Below are 18,187 nucleotides of genomic sequence, written 5' to 3'. Positions count from 1 at the left end.
CGCGGGCCTCAGGCGAACAGCCCGAGCATCCACCCGAGCACGAGCGGGCCGAAGGCCACGGCGAGCACCCCGAGCCCCAGCATGAAGCCGACGAGGCTCACGCGCGCGCCGCGGAGCGTCTCGTCCGCGCGCAGCCGGTTCCGGGCGCCGAGCGCCAGCACGATCGCGACGACGGCGAGCGCGGACGCGAGCAGCGGGACGCCGACCAGCAGCGCGCCGAGCACCGCGACGCCGGCGCTCGCGAGCGCGCGGGAGTCGACCGGTCGCGGAGTCGTGCGGGTCTGCTCGGTCATCCCTCGAGCCTGGCACAGGGCGGCGAACCGGGGCGAGCCACCCGCCCGGTCGCACGCGCACCCCCTCGGTGGCAAGGGGCTCTGCAAACGCCAGGAGCGCGGCGGAGGGTGGGAACACCGACGATCCTTCTGGAGGCAATGGTGTACTTCCACGTTCAACGACTCATCAACGACATCGAGCAGGACGAGCCGGATCCGGCCGCCGCGAACGCGCTGCAGGAGGGCCTCGGCGGGCAGTTCGGCGAGATGCGCACGATGATGCAGTACCTCTTCCAGGCGATGAACTTCCGCGGCGCGGACGCGAAGCCGTACCGGGACCTGATCCAGGGCATCGGCACCGAGGAGATCGGCCACGTCGAGCTGATCGGCACGACCATCTCGCGTCTGCTCGACGGCTCGCCGCGCTACCAGGGCAAGCCGACCGATCCGCTGGACACCCCCGGCGCCGGCGGCGCGACCCCGCTGAACATCGCGCTCGACACGGGAAACATCCACCACTACCTGGTCGGAGCGCAGGGCGCCCTGCCCGTCGACTCGGTCGGCAACCCGTGGAGCGGCAGCTACGTCTACAACTCGGGCAACCTCGTGCTCGACCTGCTCTACAACCTGATGCTCGAGTCCACCGGACGCCTGCAGAAGTGCCGCATCTACGAGATGACGCAGAACAAGACCGCGCGCTCGACGGTCGCCTACTTGATCGTCCGCGACCAGGCGCACGAGAACGGCTACGCCAAGGCGCTGGAGACCCTCGGGATCGACTGGAAGAAGACCCTGCCGATCCCGAAGACGAACGCCGAGAAGTTCCCCGAGGTGAAGAAGCTGGTCGACCTCGGCCTGCAGAGCAAGCAGTTCACCTTCGACCTCGAGGGCGCGTCCGAGGCGGGGAAGATCTTCCGCGGCGCCTCGCCCTCGAACGACGGCACCGACCTCTCGGCGAACGAGCAGGCTCCCGAGGGCGTGCCGTCGACGATCGCGCCGGAGCGCTTCGAGGAGTTCTCCCCGGGCCTGGACCCCGAGCTGCTGAAGCTCATCCAGACCACCGCCGAGATGGAGCTGGACGAGATCACCTCGTTCTACGGCCCCACCGCGAAGTAGCACGACCCCTCCGGTCCCGCGCGGTCGCTTCCGCGCGGGACCGGTCCGTTCCCAGGAGACAGGCCCATGCCGACCTTCCGGTTCCTCGAACCCCACCGCGTCGCGGGCGTCCCGCTGCGCGACCTCGGCGACGGACTCGCGCTGATCGGCGACGGCGACGCCCTGATCCGCAGCGTCACCCTCGCGCACCGGGAGATCTCCCCCGGCGCGCTCTTCGCCGCGCTGCCCGGCCGGCGCCGCCACGGGGCGGACTTCGCCGACGAGGCCGCCGCGGCCGGAGCGGTCGCCGTGCTCACCGACGAGGCCGGGCTCGCTGCCGCGCGGGCGAGCGGCTTGCCGGTGCTGGTGTCCGCGGATCCCCGGGCCGACCTCGGCGCGATCGCGGCCCGCGTCTACGGCACCGATCGCGACCGGCCGCAGCTGCTCGGCGTCACCGGCACCAACGGCAAGACCAGCACCGTGCACCTGCTCGACGCGGTGCTGCGCCGGCTCGGCGTGCCCTCCGGCCTCAGCTCGACCGCTGACCGCCGCAGCCGCGACACCGTCGTCGCCAGCCGGCTGACCTCGCCCGAGGCGCCCGAGCTGCACGCGCTCCTCGCCCGGATGCGCGAGGACGGCGTCGAGTCCGCCGCGATCGAGGTCAGCGCGCAGGCGCTCATCCGCTCGCGCGTGGACGGCCTCGTCTTCGACGTCGCCGGCTTCACCAATCTCAGCCACGACCACCTCGACGACTTCGGCGACCTCGGCGCCTATCTCCGGGCCAAGCAGCGGCTCTTCCGCCCCGACCGCAGTCGGCGCGGCGTCGTCGTCGTCGACACTCCGGAGGGGCGGACGGTCGCGGCGGAGGCGGAGGTGCCGGTCGTCACCGTCGGCTCCACCGCGGAGGCCGACTGGCGCGTGGACGTCCTCGCGCTGAGCCCCGACGCGACCCGGTTCCGCCTGACCGCGCCCGACGGCTGGACCCTGACCACCTCCGTGCCGCTGATCGGCCGGCACATGGCCTCGAACGCGGCGCTGGCCCTGGTGATGCTGATCCAGGCGGGCCACGACCGCGACGCGCTCGCCCGCGCCGTCGCCGACGGCATCGACGTCGCCGTCCCCGGCCGCACCCTGCTCGTCTCCGGCGAGGCCGGCCCGCGGCTCTACGTCGACTTCTCGCACACCCCCGACTCCGTCGCCCGCACCGTCGACGCCCTCCGCGAGGTCACGCCGGGCCGGGTGCTGGTGATCCTCGGCGCGGACGGCGACCGCGACCCGAGCAAGCGCGCGCCGATGGGCCGCGCCGCCGCCGAGCGGGCCGACCTGCTGATCGTCACCGACCATCACCCGCGCTTCGAGGACCCGGCGCGGATCCGCCGGGCGCTGCTCGACGGCGCCCGCGACGGCCGCTGCGAGGTGCAGGAGATCGCCGAGCCCGCGCAGGCCGTGCGCGCCGCCGTCGGCCGGGCCGGGGCGGACGACTCGATCCTCTGGGTCGGCCCGGGCGACACCGACTACCGCGTGGTGCTGGATCAGGACCTGCCGTACTCGCCGCGCGCCGATGCGGCGCTCGCTCTGGCGGAGGCGGGCTGGGCGGTCTGAGCCGCCGGCTTCCACGGCCCCGTGCTTGACTGGCCGGGTCGTCGCGACCGGAGGGGGTGCAGGTGTTCTCCTCCCTCCCCGTGCGCCGGGTGCAGAAGCACCCCTCCGCGCTCGAGTCCGTCGTCTGGCCCGCGACCCTGCCGCCGGTGCGCCAGGTGCTCGACGAGGGCTGGGACCTCAGCCCCGTCTCGGTGATCACCGGTGAGAACGGCTCCGGCAAGTCGACGCTGCTCGAGGCGATCGCTCTCGCCTACGGGCTGAACGCCGAGGGCGGCTCGACCGGCGCGATGCACTCGACCCGGGTCTCGGAGTCGGACCTCTCCCAGCAGCTGCAGCTCGTGCGCGGGGCGGGCGCCTCGAAGCGCGGCTTCTTCCTCCGCGCGGAGACGATGCACGGCTTCTTCACCTACCTCGAGGACATCGGCCTCGGCGACGCGGACTACCACGAGCGGTCCCACGGGGAGTCGTTCCTCGACATCGTCGTGAACCGCTCGCGGATCCGCGGGCTGTGGCTGCTCGACGAGCCGGAGTCGGCGCTGTCGGTCTCGGGCTGCCTCGCGCTGATCGGCCAGCTGCGGTCCCTGGTCGCGGGCGGCTCGCAGGTGATCCTCTCGACGCACTCGCCGGTGCTCGCGGCGCTGCCGGGCGCAGACCTCTACGAGCTGGGCGAGTGGGGCCTGCGCCGCGCGGAGTACGACGATCTGGACCTCGTGCGCACCTGGCGCGGCTTCCTCGGCGACCCGCAGCGGTACCTCCGGCACCTCGACTGACCGGGGCCGCGCACAACATCAGCTGAGAGGGGTGGGCCTCCTCTGTGGGGGGAGGGACCCCCTTCTCAGCTGATGTTGTGCAGCGCTCACCGGCAGGCCGGCGCGGTCAGGCCGTTGAAGGCGAAGCTCTCGCCAGGATGGGCGGGCCGGATCGACGCGCGCAGGTGCTCGAAGGCGGCCTGCGTCGTCGCGCCCGCTCCGGGCGTCGCCGCGCACTGCAGCGACGACGAGGCGAAGGAGTCGACGACGGGCCCGGAGCCGTCGGCCGCCTCCGCCGCGATCTCGGCGCCGATCGCGTAGCCGCTCCCCCGGCCGGTCAGCGCCGTCATCGTGCCGAGCACGCGCGGCCAGACGACGGAGTCGCGGAGCGAGCGCGGGGCGGACGCCCCCGGCGACCCCGTCAGCTCGACGTTGAGCACCGCACCGTTCAGGTGCACCGTCGACTCCCGGACTCCCGAGAAGGCGCCGTCGATCTCGTGGGCGAGGCGGACGATCTCCTGGGCCGGGCGCTCCTCTTGCACGCGGATCACAGCGCCGCCGCGCGAGTCGGTCGCGGGCTGCTCGATCGTCCAGTCGAGGTCGCCCCCAATGATCGTGGAGCGCTGCTCGAGGAGGAGATCGAGCGAGTCGAGTGCGGTCGCCGCACTGGTCGGGGCGAGGACGATCTCGAGGACGGGGTAGGACTCGACCGTCCGCACCGAGAGGCTCCCGTCGATGCCGCGGCGCAGGGCGTCCCAGGCCTCGACCGGTGCCGTGCGCTCCCGCGGATCCGCGATCGACAGGACGTCGTCGCCGACCCGCAGCACCAGCTCGCTCGAGCGCCGCCCCGCCGGAGCCGCGCCGAACGCCGCGTCGATCGCCTCGGACGCCGTGGCCGCGACGGCGACGAGGCGCTCCGCCGGGCAGTCCTCCCGGGCGGTGACCTCGACGTCGAAGACCGCCTGCTCACCGCGCGCGAGGAGCGGCGCCGGCCGCCAGTCCGCCCTCGCGCTCTCGACGCAGTCGTCGGCCGACAGCGCCAGCTCGAGTCCCTCCGCAGGCCCCGTGCCGGTCGCGACGACCGCGATCGTCAGCAGAACCGCCGCGCCCGTGAGCGCTCGTCCCCGTCGTCCCACGCCGTTCCCCCCGTCTCCGCTTGCCGCCCTGTGTTGAGGGTGACAGTATCGATTTTCGATAGGAATCGCACGTCTTTCGATATGCTCGCCTCTCGACACGCACCCCTCACGACCCAGGAGCCCCGCATGCACCGACCCGTCCTCCTCGCGCTCCGCACCCTCCTGCTGGTGCTGCTGCTCGGCTGCGTGCTCGTGCAGCTCGCCGTCGGCCCGGTCGCCCGCGAGGCGCTCGACGGCGGGCCGGTCGACGCGGTGCTCGTCGCGGTCGTGGTCGCCGGGCTGCTCTGCGTCGAGGCCGTGCTGATCGCGGTCTGGCGGCTGCTCAGCCTGGTCCGCGACGACACGCTCTTCGCGGGCGACCACCGCTCCGACCTCTGGGTCGACCTCGCCATCGGCGCGTTCGTCGCCGGCGCGGTGCTGGCCGTCGTCGGCGCCGTCGCCTCGCTCGTCGCAGCACCCGCGCCCCTGCCGGCCCTCGCCTTCGGGCTGGTGGCCGTGGCCAGCGCGACGACCGCGCTGATCGTCGTGGTGATGCGGCGCCTCCTGCACCTCGCGGTGGCGCAGCGCAGCGAGCTAGCCGAGGTCGTCTGATGGCGATCGTCCTGCACCTCGACGTCGAGCTCGCCAAGCGCAAGATGTCGGTCACCGACCTGGCCGCCGCGGTCGGCATCACCACCGCGAACATCTCGATCCTCAAGAACGGCCGTGCCAAGGCCGTCCGCTTCTCCACCCTCGACGCGATCTGCGCGGTCCTCGACTGCCAGCCCGGCGACATCCTGAGTCGCGTCCCGGATGAGGAGGGGAGCGATGCCGAACTCGTCGGAAGCGGTGCAGGCGGCTGATCGAAGGCTCCCCGCGGGCGAGCGGGTCGTGGCGGCGGGAGTCGTGCAGCTGGTGGTCGTCGTCGTCCTCGCCGTCCTCGGGCCGATCGCGCCGACCTACGGACTTCTCGGCACCGACCGGGGGGAAGCGCTGTGGCGGGGCACGATCGTCCTCGGCGACGTCGTGCCGACGGTCCTCGGGATCGAGCTGGTCCTGCTCGCGAGCGGATGCCTCACCGTTCTCGTCGGCGTCTGCCTGCCGTGGACGCGGCGGACTCCATCGACGACCCGGAGCGTCGTCTCGGGCGTGGCCGGTCTGGCCCTGGCGATCTGCGTCGTGTGCTCCGTCTTCTTCTCGCTCGTCTTCGCTTTCAGCGCCTACCAGGTGCTCCCCGGCGCGAGTGACTCGGGCTGCCGCCTCGTCGTGCGGGAGTCCGCGTTCCTCCTCCTGGCCGACGGCGCGATCGGCGTGCTCCGCCCCGGGTCGGCGGTCGTCGAGTGGCAGGAGGACTACTCCGCGGACGACGGCGACACGCCGTTCAGCGCGGACGACTACGAGCTGCGGTGGAGCGGAGAGGTGGCGCAGCTGCGGCTCGGGATGAAGCGGATCCAGCCCGTGTGGCTCGAGGGCGACGGCCTGCTCGACTGCTCCCGCTGAGAGCGCTCCCTCCACACCCCGCGAAGGGGGACATCGGGCGCGCTCGATCGTCTCCGCGCCGAAACAGGCGTGCAACATCCGGCTCCGAGACTGGGGAGGCTCCAAGCCCCCTCCCACTCGATCCGAAGGATGTCGCTTGTCCACCACCCCCTCGTTCCGGAGGGTCGTCCGACTCTCCGCCGCCACCGCCCTGTGCACCGGACTCGCACTCGGCACCGCCCTCGCCGCCCCCGCGGCGCTCGGCGCGACCACTCCCCCCGTCGACGCGGCCGCCCCCGCGGTCGTCGACCTCAGCATCACCGACGCCCTGGCGCTCCTGCAGTCCGGCGCGACGACGTCCGTCGCCCTGACCCAGCGCTACCTCGACCGCATCGCGGCCTACGACGACCCCTACGGCGACCAGCCCGGACTCGCCGCGGTCATCCTGGCCAACCCGGACGCGCTCGCCACCGCGGCCGAGCTCGACGCCGAGCGCGCGGCCGGCTCGATCCGCGGCCCGCTGCACGGCATCCCGATCCTGGTGAAAGACAACTACGCCACGTTCGACATGCCCACCACCGCGGGCAGCGCCTCGCTGCACACGTACCAGACGAAGCTCGACTCGACGGCCGTGCAGCGCCTGCGCGACGCCGGCGCGATCATCCTCGCGAAGACCAACATGGCGGAGTTCGCCTGGCACGGCACCTACACGCTCAGCTCCGAGCGCGGCCGCACCAACAACCCCTACAACCAGGCCAACAGCGCCAGCGGCTCGAGCGGAGGCACCGGCGCGGCCGTCGCCGCCGGCTACGCCCCGGCGGGTCTCGGCACCGACACCTGCGGCTCGATCGTCGGACCGAGCGCGCACCAGAGCCTCGTCGGCTACCGGCCGACCATGGGCCTGACCAGCGTCACGGGCATCGTCCCGCTGTCGCCGCGCCAGGACGTCTCGGGCCCGATGACGACGACCGTCACCGACGCGGCCCTCCTGATGGAGGTGCTGGCCGGCTACGACCCGACCGACCCGCTGACCGTCATCGCGGATCAGCAGGACAGCTCCACCTATGTCGAGGGGCTCAGCGACACCGCGCTCGAGGGCAAGCGCATCGGCTACGTGCGCTGGGACTACGAGGAGGACCCGGCCCGCCCGGGCCTCGCCGAGACCACCGGGCTCGTCGACCAGGCGGTCCTCGACCTCGCCGCGCAGGGCGCCGAGATCGTCCCGGTGCCGACCTTCACCCGCGAGTTCGTGGCGAACACGCTGGTGAGCGGCGGCTACCTCGACCTGCGCCCGGGCATCGACGCGTTCTTCGCGGACACCGAGGCCACCTGGCCCGAGGGCCTCGCGGGTCTCACGGAGCCGGCCGACGCGCTGACCTTCTCGGACGTCATGGCGGACGGGAAGACCTCGCTGCTGCCCGACGACGTCGCGTTCTTCAACAGCAACGCGGACATCCCGAACCCCGCGTACGACGCGGCGATCGCGGCCCAGGACGCGGGCAAGCTGGCGATGGACCAGTTCTTCATCGACAACGACCTCGACGCCCTGGCCATGCCGACCAGCGCGACGGCGGCGACCCCCGACTGGGCGGGCACGACGTTCTGCGACGTCGGCGCGAACACCGGAGTCCCGACGGTCTCGCTGCCGGCCGGCTTCACTTCGACCGGAACCGCCGCCGGCCTCGAGCTGGCCGCCCCGCGCAGCCAGGACGCGGCACTCCTCGCGATGTCGTACGACTACGAGCAGGCGACGCTGAATCGCGTCGCCCCGGCATCGACCCCGGAGCTGGCCGCCGCGCCGACCCCGGAGCCGACGGCCTCGCCGACCGCGCCGCCGGTCGAGCCGACCGCGGAGCCCACCGCGGCGCCGACGGCGGAGCCCACCGTGGCGCCCACCGTCGCGCCGACCGCTGAGCCGACCGCGACGGCCGGGCCCGTCGCTCCGGCGCCGACCGCGACGCCGAAGCCCACGGCGAAGCCCGGTGCCGCTCTCGCGCACACCGGCGCCGAGGGCACGACCGGCCTCGCCGCGCTGGCCTTCGCCCTCATCGCCGGCGGCGCGGGAGCACTCGCGCTGACCGCGACGCGCAGGCGCACCGCCCAGAAGTAACCACCGCACGGCAGGCGGGGTCGGCGGAGTTCCGCCGGCCCCGCTTCCGCGTGCCCGGCCGCACAACATCAGCTGGGAGCACGTCTCATCGCCGATGAGCGATGAGGCCCACTCTCAGCTGATGTTGCGGAGAGCTTCCGCGGCTCGGGCGGCGCCCCATGCTGATCGAGTAGCCCGCCCTGCGGGCGTATCGAGATCCACCCTCGCCGAAAGTCGAGCCAGCAGACCCCGCACCCTCAGGCGGCCACCGCGACCGGCTCGCTCCGCGCCCGCGGCGCCCAGCCGACGGCGATCGCCGCGACGGCGAACGAGAGCTGCCCGACCCACGGCAGCACCGCGGACACGACCGACGCGTCACCGCCGCTGGTCGCGAACGAGTCGGCGATGGACATCCCGATGCCGAAGCCCGTGAAGAAGCGGAAGAAGATCGCCGCGCCGACCAGCGACAGCATCACGATCACGAGCCGCCGCGGCGTCAGGGCGTCTCCCGCGCGGTGCACGGCGAGCGCCGCCACGAACAGCGCGGGCACCGTCCAGAAGGCCGCCCAGATCGCGGTCGCGACGAGCGTGCCCGTGATCGAGAACCCGTCGCGCTCGGCCAGCAGCCGGTAGATCGTGGCGAGATCGGTGCCCGGCACCTTGGTGAGCGGATTCCAGACCAGCAGGTCGACCCCGCCGACCACGACCACGGCGACCACCAGCGCCGCCCCGCCCAGCGCGATCGGCGCCCGCCGCGCCCGCGACGCGGTCCGGTGCTCCCACGCGATCGGCCGCGTCCCGCCGATCACCGCGACACCGGTCGCCAGCCCCGCGCTCGACACCAGGAAGCCCAGGAGCGGCAGCCACCACGGCGCCCCCGGCATCAGCACCCCGCCCGTCACCATCGCCGGCCCCGCGATCGCCGCGAGCAGCGACACCCGCGCCGTCCTCGTCTCGGCGGCGCGCGCGGCCCCCGCCATGTGCGCGGCGCCGACCAGCCCGACGACGAGCGCCAGCCCGATCAGGACCCGGCCGGTCGCCTGCATCACCGTGAGCACCCCCGCGGAGACCCCCTCCGGCACGACTCCTCCACCGGTCAGGTACCCGCCGATCAGGATCACCGCGGCCGCCGTCAGCAGCCCGAGCCCGCGCCGCGCCAGCCGCCGCGGCCGGAGGAACCGCGGCTCCCCCGAGTGCACCGGCAGCCCGCGGTCGAGGGTCGCGCTGAGCACGAGCGCGCCGAGCACGACGTCGCGGCGCCGCAGCCCCGCCTCGCCAGCACCGGCGACGTCGGCCCGCCACTCCTCGAGGTAGCGCTCGCGGGCGAGCGGCGGGAGCAGAAGGGCCAGGAGTCGCAGCAGCAGGTCGATCACGCGCGGGCCTCCGCCCCGGAGAGCCGGACCGGCCGAACCGCGGCGGCCTCGAACCGTGCGACGGCGCTCGTCGCCGCCTGCGCCCCCTCGCTCGTCAGCTCGTACAGCCGACGCCGCGGACCGTTGCGCTCCGTGTCCGTCTCCCACGCCGACGACACCCAGCCGGCTCCCTCGAGCCGCTCCAGGATCGGGTACACACTGCCCGCCGGACGCCCGGTGCCCTTGATGACGAGCATCCCCCAGGTCGGCCCGGAGGCGTCGAGGAGCGCGCGGAGCACGTCCGCGGTCGCGGCGGTCATGCGGCTGAGCGGAGTCATGCGCCGAGGCTACCTATATAGAGATAGGACGGTCAACCGTGCTGCTGCGATACTCGCGGCATGACCGCCTACAACCCCGCCGCGTATCCCGAGCCCACTCCCGGCACCGGCCCGCAGCCCCCGAAGACCGGCAACGGGCTCGGGCTCGCCTCGCTGATCATCGGCATCGCCGCGCTCGTCGGCGCCGTCGTGCCGATCGTCAACTACGTCTCCGGCTTCGTCGCCTTCGTCGGCCTGGTGCTCGGCGTCATCGCGCTGTTCCTCAAGGGCAGGAAGAAGGGGACGGCCATCGCCGGCACGATCCTCAACGCCCTGGCGATCGTGCTCGCGATCATCCTGGCGATCGTCTACACCGCCGGCTTCGCGAGCGGCATCTCGAACGCCATCGCGACGGCGCAGGCCTCGGCGACGTCCGGCACTCCCCAGACCCTCGTCTACGAGGTCACCGGAGCGGGCACGAGCACGTCGATCGTCTACTCCACCCTCGACGGCGCGAACTCCGGCGTCGAGCAGGCTGCCGCCCAGCCCCTCCCCTTCACCAAGGAGCTTCAGGTCGACAGCACCGCCTTCCAGGCGTTCTCCGTCACCGCGACGAACGGCGCCGACGACGAGGGCGACATCACCTGCCGCATCACCCTCGACGGCGAGGTCCTCGCCGAGGAGACCGGAACCGGCGCCTTCGGCTCGGCCGTCTGCATCGCCACCCCGCAGTAGGGGCCCGCTGCACCCTCGTCGTTGGTGTTCAAGTAGGCAGCTACTACGACGAATTCAAGGAGCACAGCCACGACAGCGACGCGACGGCGGGATTCGAACCGGCGTCAGCGGTGTTGCAGACCGCTCCCTGGCCTCTCGGGCACGCCGCGATGGCGGCGGGAGCCGGTGTTCACGCACCGGATCCCGCGTGCATCCAGGGTGCTGCCCGGACGCTCGCGAGCGAAGTCCACTACCCCCGATGACGGGGCGTTTCGCCGTGTGACCCGGTGAGCTGCACGTTCGCAGGCTGGCGAGGGCCTAGCCTCCGAGCGTGAACTGAACGGCCCGAAGCGGCGACCAGGACCGGGACATCGAGACGCCCCCGGCGCCGCGCCCTCGTGATCGGCGGCGTAGTCGCCGTGCTGGTCGCGATTCCCGCCGGGCTCGTGGCGCTCGCGCTCAGCGACTGGGGCGACCCGACGGCCGGCACGGTGCCGCCGGAGGGGGACGGCCGGGTGCTGGTCGCCCGGCTGCTGCCCGTGCTCGACGACGACGCGGCGATCGCCGAGCTCGTCCCGGCGGACACGGCGGAGCAGCGGGCGACGATCACGCGGTTCTGCTCAGACCTGGTCGGGACGGATCCGGACGTGACGATCTACGACGCGATCGTGCCGACGCCCTTCAGCGTCTCCCTGCACACGGTGCCGCAGCCGGGAGTCGTCCCGCACCAGTGCGCGCTCTGGTTCAGCTGGGTGAAGGACGAGGGCTGGCACGTCGGCGCGGAGGCGAGCCGCCTGGACTGACCCCGCGCCGACGCGGACGGCTACTTGCGGAACATCCGAGCGGTCGTCTCGAAGAGGCCGGCGACCGGGCGCTGCTGCTCGCCCTGCTGGGCGCCGAGGATGATGATGACGGCGGTCAGCACCGGGATCGCCCACTGGGTGACCTTCTGGACGCGGAGCGCGGTGGTCAGCTCGTCGGAGTTGCTCGGCGACGCCTCGGTGACGCCCTTCGCGCCCTCGTCGGCGTGCTTGGCCTGGGTCGCGCCGGCGATCGCGGCAGTGACGGAGGCGGCGCCCGCGAGACCGGTGACGATCGTCTTCACGACCGTGTTGGTGCGGCTCTCCTGCTGGTTCGCCAGGCGGGTCTTGTTGGCGACGATGAGGCCGATGCCGCCGACGCCGTGGGCCGCGATCGCGGCGAGCTGCACGGGGGTCCAGCGGGCCCAGCCGTTCGCGGCGAGGCGGAGGCGCTCCGAGGGGTCGGAGGAGGTGGACGCGGCGCCGTTCAGGCCGACGGCGCCCATCAGGGACCCGCCGAACCAGGCGGCGGCGCCGAGGTCGTGGAGGCTGCGGACGAGCGTGTTGCGTGAGGGCATGGAGGCCTCTTCCTGTGCGGGTCGTCTGAGGGTGGCTGGCTCCTGACGGTACGCGCGTGCCCGCGAAACGAACGGGGCTTGACCTCTCGGCCGTGGCGCGCTCGAGTGGAGCGGTACCGACCCGAGGAGCGAGCACGATGAGCGACGACACGACCGACGACGAGAAGCGCGGGATCCGCGACGACTTCCACGACGCCGTGAACATGACGGCGAAGGAGATCGAGGGGTGGCTCGAGAAGGACGAGTCGAAGGAGGTCGGCCAGAAGCCGGCGAGCGGCGGCGAGTCCGTCGGCCACCACAGCGGGCGCCGGATCATCGACATCCTCGGCACCAAGCAGGCCGACCTGAGCGAGGACGATTACGCGCACATGAAGAAGGTCACCGGCTACGTCGCCCGCCACTCGAAGCAGCGCCCCTCCGGCGACGTCACCGAGACGAAGTGGCGCTACTCGCTGATGAACTGGGGCAACGACCCGCTGAAGGGGTGAGCCGGCGGGGCCCTCGCTGCCGAGGCGTCCCCGAACCGTCGAGACGTCCCCGTACAGCGGGACGCTTCGACGGGAGCGGGACGCCTCGGCGGCCTACGTGCCTGCGGTGGGCGGATCTCGATACGCGCGCTGCGCGCACTACTCGATCAGTATGGAGGGGGCATCAGCACGGGGACGCGGGCAAGCAGGCGAGTCCGCACGACGGAGGCGTAACCCGCCACGTGACGTGCGTACGGCACCATGCTGGTCGAGTAGCCGCGGGACGCGGCGTATCGAGACCCGCCCCGTAAGAACGGCCGCCGCAGGCGTCCGATTGCCGGCCCCAGCGCGCTGGTCGAGCAGCCGCCGCAGGCGGCGTAGCGAGTGGAGCGCCGTCGAAGCCAGCGCAGGGCGGCAAGGAGACCGACGTCCTTGCGGTGGGCGGGTCTCGATACGCCCCTACGGGGCTACTCGACCAGCATGTTCGGGGGCGTCATCCAGGTAGATCCCGCCGTCAGTCGACCGCGCAGCTCGCGTCGATCGGGCCGATCACGCCGTCGGTCACCGGGACGATGCCGCAGTTCGGGAAGCCCGCGCGCGGACGGTGCGCGGGGTCGATGGCGCGCAGGAGGCTGCCGAGCACCGTGCCGTGGGTGACGACCAGCACGTCACCGTGCTCCGCCGCCGGCAGGATCAGCGCGAGCGCCGCCTCCACCCGCTCCCGCACCGAGGCGGCCGTGTCCGCTCGGCCGGAGGGGTCGTGCCGGTGGATCGCGTCGATGACGCTGTCCAGGCCCGCGTCGGTCATCCGCGGCCAGTCAGCCGAGGCCGGCACGTACGAGTAGCCGTGGTCCGCGAAGACCGGCTCCCAGAGCGAGGCGTTCGGCTGCCCCTCGAAGCCGCCGAAGTGCCACTCCCGCAGCGTCGTCGTCGGCCTCGGCTCGATCGACGGATGCCCGGCGAGCGCCGCTGCGGCCGTGGTCCGCGTCCGGGTGAGGTCGCTCATGAACGCCGCGACCAGCGGCACCCCGCGCATCCGCTCCCCGAGGGCCGCGATCTGCCGCTCGCCCCGCGCGGTCAGCGGCGAGTCGCACCAGCCCTGCAGCTGGCCGTTGACGTTGAACAGCGTCTGGGCGTGCCGGACGAAGTGGACGGTGCCGCGGGTCATGGTGCTCTCTCCGTAGTGATGGGTGGGACGGGAATGCGCCCTACTCCGGCGCCGCCCGCGCGATGTGCAGCGCCAGGAACGCCACCTCCTCGTTCGGCAGCTCCGCACCGTACTCCGCCCGCACGAACGCGCGGACCCGCTCCGCCGACGCGACAGCCCGCGGATACCGCGTGCTGAGGCTCGTGAAGAGGAAGTCGTCGGAGCTGACCAGCAGCCCGCCCGAGAAGAACCGCTCGGCGAAGTACTGCAGGTGCGCCACGAAGCGCGCCGAGCGCAGGTCCTCGCGGTCCAGCGCCGCCCCGCTCGTGTGCTGGATGATCGCGGTGACGGAGCGGATCAGCTGCACGATCCGCAGCGAGTCGATGCCGACCTTGCCCAGCTCCGCGTTGGCGAGGTGGAAGGCCACGTTCGCCGCCTCGTCGTCCGGCACGTCCACTCCGAGCCGCGAGCGCATCGCCGCGACCGCCCGCTCCCCCACCGCGTACTGCACGGGGTAGACCGAGCGCATCTCCCAGGCCAGCCGATTGGCGACCGCGAGCCCGCGCCGCTGCCGCTCCACCGCGAAGTGCAGGTGGTCGGTCAGCGCGAGGTACACGTGCGGGTCGAGCTTCAGCCCCTGCTCCTCCGCGTCGGCGACGACGGCCCGCGTCAGCTCGACGAACTCCGGCGGGATCTGCGCCAGCAGCTCGACGAGGTTCCGCTGGTCGGCGTCGTCGAGCGCGACGAACACCTGGTCCACCGCGGACGCCTCGATCACCTCGCCCGCCTTGGCGCCGAAGCCGATCCCCTTGCCGAGCAGTACCCGCTCGGCGCCGCGCTCGTCGACGACGAGCACGACGCTCGAGTTGAGCACCTTCTTGATGGTCTGCATGCGTGTCTCCGTCGACGGCGTCTGCGCGGCCCGGCGGGCAACTGGAGCGAGGAGGGTCATCCCAGGTCGGCGCCGTTGGACGCGATGACCCGCTGGTACCAGTAGAAGGAGTCCTTCCGGTACCGGTTCGTGCTGCCGTGGCCGAGGTCGTCCATGTCGACGTAGACGAACCCGTAGCGCTTCGAGATCTGCGAGCTGGAGGCGCTGATCAGGTCGATCGGCGCCCAGCTCACGTAGCCGAGGAGCTCCACACCCTCGTCCACCGCCTGGATCATCTGCTCGAAGTGCGCGCGGAAGTAGTCGATCCGGTAGGGGTCGTGGATGCGGGGATCCTCCCCCTCATTGTCCGATGCGACGAGCTCGTCCCGCATCCCGAGCCCGTTCTCGACGATGAACAGCGGCTTGCCGTAGCGGTCGTAGAGGTCGATCAGCGAGATCCGCAGGCCGACCGGGTCGATCTGCCAGCCCCACTCGCTCGACTCGAGGAACGGGTTCTTCACGCCGAGGACCGTGTTGCCGGGGGTGCGCTCGGCGTCCGGGCGCACCGACTCCGTCATCGACATGTAGTAGCTGAAGGAGATGAAGTCGACCGGGTGCTCGCGCAGCAGCTCGGCGTCCCCCTCCGCGAACGGGATCTCGACACCGCGTGCAGCGAGCGCGCGCAGAGCGAGGCGCGGGTAGGCGCCGCCGGCCTGGACGTCGGTGCAGAGGTAGAGCATCCGCTCCTTGGCCTGGGTGGCCGCGACGTCGTCGGGGTGGCAGGTGTTCGGGTAGGTCGTCAGCATCGTGAGCATGCAGCCCATCCGTGCCTCGGGCCAGAGCTCGTGCAGGATGCGGGTGACCGACGCCGACGCGACGAACTGGTGGTGCAGCGCCGTGTAGCAGGCCTGCTCGACGCCGCCCTCGACGGTCTCCTCGATGATGCCGCCCGAGGTGAACGGGTGGCGGATGATCCCGTCGATCTCGTTGAACGACAGCCACATGTCGACCAGGTGGCCGAAGCGCTCGAAGCAGGTGCGGGCGAAGCGCTCGAACAGCTCGATGGTGCGGCGTTCGACCCAAGCGTTGTGCTTCAGCGCCAGGGCGAGCGGCGGGTCGTAGTGCGAGAGGGTGACCAGCGGCTCGATGCCCAGGCGCCGCATCTCGGTGAAGAGCGCGAGGTAGTAAGCGACGCCCTCCTCGAGCGGCTCCGCCTCCTCGCCCGTCGGGTAGAGCCGGGTCCAGGCGATCGAGACGCGGAGGGTGGTGAAGCCCATCTCCGCGAAGAGCGCCAGGTCGCCCGGGTAGCGGTGGTAGAAGTCGATGCCGCGGCGCTTGGGGTAGTACTCGGTGTCGTCGTCCGCCATCGCCGCGGTGATGCTCGCCACCGTGTTCTGATGGTGGATCGCGTACTCCTTGGGGTCGGCCTTGGGCTTGTAGGAGGCGACGTCACTGACGGCCGGCCCGCGCCCGCCCTCGCGCCACGCGCCCTCGACCTGGTTGGCGGCGAGTGCGCCGCCCCAACGGAATCCCTCAGGCAGCGCCATCGGCGAGCTCCTTCTCTTTCTGGGTGACGGTGATGATGGCATCGCCTGCCGACACGCGGTCGGCGGCCTCGATGAGCACGGTGTACTCGGCCGAGTTGGTGATCAGCACCGGGGTGATGGTGTCGTAGCCGGCGGCGGTGATGGCCGCGAGGTCGGCGGTGAGCAGCAGCTGCCCGGCCTCGACGCGCTCGTCGACGGCGACGTGCACGTCGAAGGGCGCCCCGTCGAGCTGGACCGTGTCGAGTCCGACGTGGATGAGGGCCTCGACCCCGTCGTCGCGGCGCAGGCCGATGGCGTGCTTGGAACTGAGGACGGCGATGACCGTGCCGGCGAACGGCGAGCGGACGACGCCGTCGGTGGGGCGGATCGCGATACCCTCGCCGAGGACGCCGGCCGAGAACACCGGGTCGTTCACCTCGCTGAGCGGGATCACGTCGCCGCTGAGCGGAGCGGTCAGCGCGGTCGCGTAGGACGCGTCCTTCGCGACCACATCGCCGAGGGCCTGGACGCTGGCGGAGGCGTCGTCGCGCCAGATGATGAAGGAGACGACGAACGAGACGGCGACCGAGATCAGCAGGCCGATGACCGCGTTGAGCAGGTTCCACGGGTTGAGCCCGTCGATGAACATCGAGATGCTCGCGACGCCCGGGCTGACCAGCGCGAACGCGGCGACCTGGGTGGCGCCGATGTAGGCGCCGCCGACGACGCTGCCCGAGATGACGGAGATCAGCGCGCGCTTGTTCTGCAGGGTGACGCCGTAGAGGGCGGGCTCGGTGATGCCGAAGAGGGCGGAGAGTCCGCCGGAGAAGGCGGTCGCGCGCAGCGCCGCACTCTTGGTGCGCAGGGCGATCGCGAGGCTGGAGCCGGCCTCTGCCGCGTTGTGCGCGAGGGAGGAGGCGAGGTAGAAGGTGTCCTTGCCCGCGCTGGCCATCGTCGCGATGGTCGGCGGGATGAAGGCCTTGTGCATGCCGACCGAGATGATCAGCGGCAGGACGCCGGCGAGGAGGGCGACGGCCACCCAGCCGAGCGCGCCGTAGAGGCCGATCAGGGCGCCGGTGAGCATCGAGCCGAGCCAGTAGCCGAGCGGGCCGAGCAGGAAGATCGTGGCCGGCGCGACGATGACGAGGCACATCAGCGGTACGTAGAAGGTGCGGATCGGTCCCCACGAGTGCTTCGTGAAGAAGCGCTCGACGACGGAGAGCAGGAGGACCGCGAGGATCGCCGGGAACACCTGCGCGTTGTAGGCGATCACCGGGACCGGGATGCCGAAGAGGGCGACGCCGCCCTCCTGGTTGAGCAGCGTGGTGAAGGCCGGGAAGACGAGCACTCCGACGAGTCCGAGCGCGAGCGGCCGGTTCACGTCGAGCTTCTTGGCGCTCGTGTACGCGACGAGGAGCGGCAGGAAGCCGAACACCGCGTCCGGGATGGCGGAGAGCAGTTTGAAGTTGTCGGAGGCCGGGTCGAGCCAGCCCACCGCGGACGCGAGGACGAGGAACGACTTGAAGATACCGGCGCCGGCGATGGCCGGGATGATCGGCGTGAAGACGCTGACGACGAAGTCCATGATCGTCGCGCCCAGGCGCTTGAGCGAGCGGGGCTGCTTGGCCTTCGGGGCTGTCGCCTCGGTGCCGCCGCGCAGCTTCTCGACCGCCGCGTACATCTCGGCGACGCCGTTGCCGACGATGACCTGCGTCTGCGGTCCCATGACGACGCCGATCACGCCGGGCACCGCCTTGAGGGCGTCGACATCGGCCTTCTGGTCGTCCGCGAGCGCGAAGCGCAGGCGGGTCGAGCAGTGCTGCAGCTTCGAGACGTTGCCGGCGCCGCCGACGTGCTCGAGGATCGCCTTCGCGCTGTCCTGGGTACTCATCGGTACTCCTTCGGGTGTGTGGGGGACGCGCGCTTCCCTGCGCTGTGCTGCGTGTTGTCCTGCCGTCCGTCGCTGTCCCCGCACCGTCATCGGCGCGTCAGGAGGCGTCCGGGCACAAAAAAA

Annotated in this window: 19 protein-coding genes and 1 tRNA gene; 10 read left to right on the top strand and 10 right to left on the bottom strand. The window is 72.2% G+C overall.

Going from position 1 to position 18,187, the window contains the following annotated elements; all coding sequences use genetic code 11:
* Positions 1-8: 8 nt before the first annotated feature.
* The gene (locus EDF45_RS14185; protein WP_123736707.1) at positions 9-293 is read right to left on the bottom strand and encodes a hypothetical protein; all 285 of its coding nucleotides are present in this window, start codon (positions 291-293) and stop codon (positions 9-11) included.
* Positions 294-434: 141 nt separating this feature from the next.
* On the opposite strand from EDF45_RS14185, the gene EDF45_RS14180 reads away from it, so the two are divergent.
* From EDF45_RS14180 to EDF45_RS14170, 3 genes are all read left to right on the top strand, one after another.
* Complete coding sequence (locus tag EDF45_RS14180; RefSeq protein WP_123736813.1) at positions 435-1,388, top strand: manganese catalase family protein; 954 nt, start codon at positions 435-437, stop codon at positions 1,386-1,388.
* A gap of 66 nt (positions 1,389-1,454) precedes the next feature.
* Positions 1,455-2,969 carry a Mur ligase family protein gene (locus EDF45_RS14175; protein WP_123736706.1) on the top strand — a complete coding sequence of 505 codons (1,515 nt, stop codon included), beginning with the start codon at positions 1,455-1,457 and terminating at the stop codon, positions 2,967-2,969.
* Positions 2,970-3,025: 56 nt separating this feature from the next.
* Positions 3,026-3,739 (top strand): AAA family ATPase, encoded by a 714-nt coding sequence (locus EDF45_RS14170; RefSeq protein ID WP_260312210.1) that lies wholly within the window; start codon positions 3,026-3,028, stop codon positions 3,737-3,739.
* A gap of 86 nt (positions 3,740-3,825) precedes the next feature.
* Here the strand turns inward: EDF45_RS14170 and EDF45_RS14165 are convergent, their stop codons facing one another.
* Positions 3,826-4,854, bottom strand: coding sequence for a hypothetical protein (locus EDF45_RS14165; RefSeq protein ID WP_123736705.1), 1,029 nt, complete (start codon positions 4,852-4,854; stop codon positions 3,826-3,828).
* Positions 4,855-4,980: 126 nt separating this feature from the next.
* On the opposite strand from EDF45_RS14165, the gene EDF45_RS14160 reads away from it, so the two are divergent.
* The 4 genes from EDF45_RS14160 (at position 4,981) to EDF45_RS14145 (ending at position 8,422) form a co-directional block, all read left to right on the top strand.
* The gene (locus tag EDF45_RS14160) at positions 4,981-5,445 is read left to right on the top strand and encodes a DUF2975 domain-containing protein (protein ID WP_185020197.1); all 465 of its coding nucleotides are present in this window, start codon (positions 4,981-4,983) and stop codon (positions 5,443-5,445) included.
* Entirely contained in the window at positions 5,445-5,696 is a 252-nt protein-coding gene (locus EDF45_RS14155) for a helix-turn-helix transcriptional regulator (RefSeq protein ID WP_123736703.1), read from the top strand. The genes EDF45_RS14160 and EDF45_RS14155 overlap by 1 nt, the downstream gene beginning before the upstream one ends.
* Positions 5,662-6,333, top strand: a complete 672-nt coding sequence (locus EDF45_RS14150; RefSeq protein WP_148060295.1) for a hypothetical protein — start codon at positions 5,662-5,664, stop codon at positions 6,331-6,333. The genes EDF45_RS14155 and EDF45_RS14150 overlap by 35 nt, the downstream gene beginning before the upstream one ends.
* Before the next feature lie 136 nt (positions 6,334-6,469).
* The gene (locus EDF45_RS14145) at positions 6,470-8,422 is read left to right on the top strand and encodes an amidase (RefSeq protein WP_123736701.1); all 1,953 of its coding nucleotides are present in this window, start codon (positions 6,470-6,472) and stop codon (positions 8,420-8,422) included.
* A 236-nt stretch (positions 8,423-8,658) separates the two neighbouring features.
* On the opposite strand, the gene EDF45_RS14140 is transcribed toward EDF45_RS14145, so the two are convergent.
* Together EDF45_RS14140 and EDF45_RS14135 are read right to left on the bottom strand one after the other, a co-directional pair.
* Positions 8,659-9,774 carry a hypothetical protein gene (locus EDF45_RS14140; protein ID WP_123736700.1) on the bottom strand — a complete coding sequence of 372 codons (1,116 nt, stop codon included), beginning with the start codon at positions 9,772-9,774 and terminating at the stop codon, positions 8,659-8,661.
* Positions 9,771-10,091: a PadR family transcriptional regulator gene (locus tag EDF45_RS14135; protein ID WP_123736699.1), complete on the bottom strand. Its 321-nt coding sequence runs from the start codon at positions 10,089-10,091 to the stop codon at positions 9,771-9,773. The genes EDF45_RS14140 and EDF45_RS14135 overlap by 4 nt, the downstream gene beginning before the upstream one ends.
* 60 nt (positions 10,092-10,151) lie before the next feature.
* Between EDF45_RS14135 and EDF45_RS14130 the strand changes: the two genes are divergently transcribed.
* The gene (locus tag EDF45_RS14130) at positions 10,152-10,805 is read left to right on the top strand and encodes an MmpS family transport accessory protein (RefSeq protein WP_123736698.1); all 654 of its coding nucleotides are present in this window, start codon (positions 10,152-10,154) and stop codon (positions 10,803-10,805) included.
* A gap of 78 nt (positions 10,806-10,883) precedes the next feature.
* Here the strand turns inward: EDF45_RS14130 and EDF45_RS14125 are convergent.
* Positions 10,884-10,954: transfer RNA gene (locus EDF45_RS14125), tRNA-Cys, on the bottom strand.
* Between the two features lie 228 nt (positions 10,955-11,182).
* Between EDF45_RS14125 and EDF45_RS14120 the strand changes: the two genes are divergently transcribed.
* Positions 11,183-11,587 carry a hypothetical protein gene (locus tag EDF45_RS14120; protein WP_123736697.1) on the top strand — a complete coding sequence of 135 codons (405 nt, stop codon included), beginning with the start codon at positions 11,183-11,185 and terminating at the stop codon, positions 11,585-11,587.
* A gap of 20 nt (positions 11,588-11,607) precedes the next feature.
* On the opposite strand, the gene EDF45_RS14115 is transcribed toward EDF45_RS14120, so the two are convergent.
* The gene (locus tag EDF45_RS14115) at positions 11,608-12,162 is read right to left on the bottom strand and encodes a hypothetical protein (protein WP_123736696.1); all 555 of its coding nucleotides are present in this window, start codon (positions 12,160-12,162) and stop codon (positions 11,608-11,610) included.
* Positions 12,163-12,299: 137 nt separating this feature from the next.
* On the opposite strand from EDF45_RS14115, the gene EDF45_RS14110 reads away from it, so the two are divergent.
* Entirely contained in the window at positions 12,300-12,650 is a 351-nt protein-coding gene (locus EDF45_RS14110; RefSeq protein WP_123736695.1) for a DUF3140 domain-containing protein, read from the top strand.
* A gap of 493 nt (positions 12,651-13,143) precedes the next feature.
* Here EDF45_RS14110 and EDF45_RS14105 read toward each other — a convergent pair whose 3' ends face one another.
* The 4 genes from EDF45_RS14105 to EDF45_RS14090 are packed head-to-tail and all read right to left on the bottom strand — an operon-like array spanning position 13,144 to position 18,064.
* The gene (locus EDF45_RS14105) at positions 13,144-13,797 is read right to left on the bottom strand and encodes a histidine phosphatase family protein (protein ID WP_123736694.1); all 654 of its coding nucleotides are present in this window, start codon (positions 13,795-13,797) and stop codon (positions 13,144-13,146) included.
* 40 nt (positions 13,798-13,837) lie between these two features.
* Positions 13,838-14,668, bottom strand: a complete 831-nt coding sequence (locus EDF45_RS14100) for a PRD domain-containing protein (protein WP_123732759.1) — start codon at positions 14,666-14,668, stop codon at positions 13,838-13,840.
* A gap of 56 nt (positions 14,669-14,724) precedes the next feature.
* Complete coding sequence (locus EDF45_RS14095; RefSeq protein WP_123736693.1) at positions 14,725-16,194, bottom strand: glycoside hydrolase family 1 protein; 1,470 nt, start codon at positions 16,192-16,194, stop codon at positions 14,725-14,727.
* Entirely contained in the window at positions 16,181-18,064 is a 1,884-nt protein-coding gene (locus EDF45_RS14090; RefSeq protein WP_123736692.1) for a beta-glucoside-specific PTS transporter subunit IIABC, read from the bottom strand. The genes EDF45_RS14095 and EDF45_RS14090 overlap by 14 nt, the downstream gene beginning before the upstream one ends.
* Between the last annotated feature and the right edge of the window lie 123 nt (positions 18,065-18,187).

It is taken from the genome of Rathayibacter sp. PhB186, assembly GCF_003751825.1.
GTDB classification, from domain to species: domain Bacteria; phylum Actinomycetota; class Actinomycetes; order Actinomycetales; family Microbacteriaceae; genus Rathayibacter; species Rathayibacter festucae.
This window is presented reverse-complemented; position numbering and strand designations above follow the sequence as displayed.

What these genes read in the sequence shown, in the direction of transcription:
- EDF45_RS14185 (WP_123736707.1), bottom strand. Translation starts at nt 293, where the DNA reads ATGACCGAGCAGACCCGCACGACTCCGCGACCGGTCGACTCCCGCGCG.
- EDF45_RS14175 (WP_123736706.1), top strand. Translation starts at nt 1,455, where the DNA reads ATGCCGACCTTCCGGTTCCTCGAACCCCACCGCGTCGCGGGCGTCCCG.
- EDF45_RS14160 (WP_185020197.1), top strand. Translation starts at nt 4,981, where the DNA reads ATGCACCGACCCGTCCTCCTCGCGCTCCGCACCCTCCTGCTGGTGCTG.
- EDF45_RS14155 (WP_123736703.1), top strand. Translation starts at nt 5,445, where the DNA reads ATGGCGATCGTCCTGCACCTCGACGTCGAGCTCGCCAAGCGCAAGATG.
- EDF45_RS14150 (WP_148060295.1), top strand. Translation starts at nt 5,662, where the DNA reads ATGCCGAACTCGTCGGAAGCGGTGCAGGCGGCTGATCGAAGGCTCCCC.
- EDF45_RS14135 (WP_123736699.1), bottom strand. Translation starts at nt 10,091, where the DNA reads ATGACTCCGCTCAGCCGCATGACCGCCGCGACCGCGGACGTGCTCCGC.
- EDF45_RS14130 (WP_123736698.1), top strand. Translation starts at nt 10,152, where the DNA reads ATGACCGCCTACAACCCCGCCGCGTATCCCGAGCCCACTCCCGGCACC.
- EDF45_RS14115 (WP_123736696.1), bottom strand. Translation starts at nt 12,162, where the DNA reads ATGCCCTCACGCAACACGCTCGTCCGCAGCCTCCACGACCTCGGCGCC.
- EDF45_RS14110 (WP_123736695.1), top strand. Translation starts at nt 12,300, where the DNA reads ATGAGCGACGACACGACCGACGACGAGAAGCGCGGGATCCGCGACGAC.
- EDF45_RS14105 (WP_123736694.1), bottom strand. Translation starts at nt 13,797, where the DNA reads ATGACCCGCGGCACCGTCCACTTCGTCCGGCACGCCCAGACGCTGTTC.
- EDF45_RS14100 (WP_123732759.1), bottom strand. Translation starts at nt 14,668, where the DNA reads ATGCAGACCATCAAGAAGGTGCTCAACTCGAGCGTCGTGCTCGTCGTC.
- EDF45_RS14095 (WP_123736693.1), bottom strand. Translation starts at nt 16,194, where the DNA reads ATGGCGCTGCCTGAGGGATTCCGTTGGGGCGGCGCACTCGCCGCCAAC.
- EDF45_RS14090 (WP_123736692.1), bottom strand. Translation starts at nt 18,064, where the DNA reads ATGAGTACCCAGGACAGCGCGAAGGCGATCCTCGAGCACGTCGGCGGC.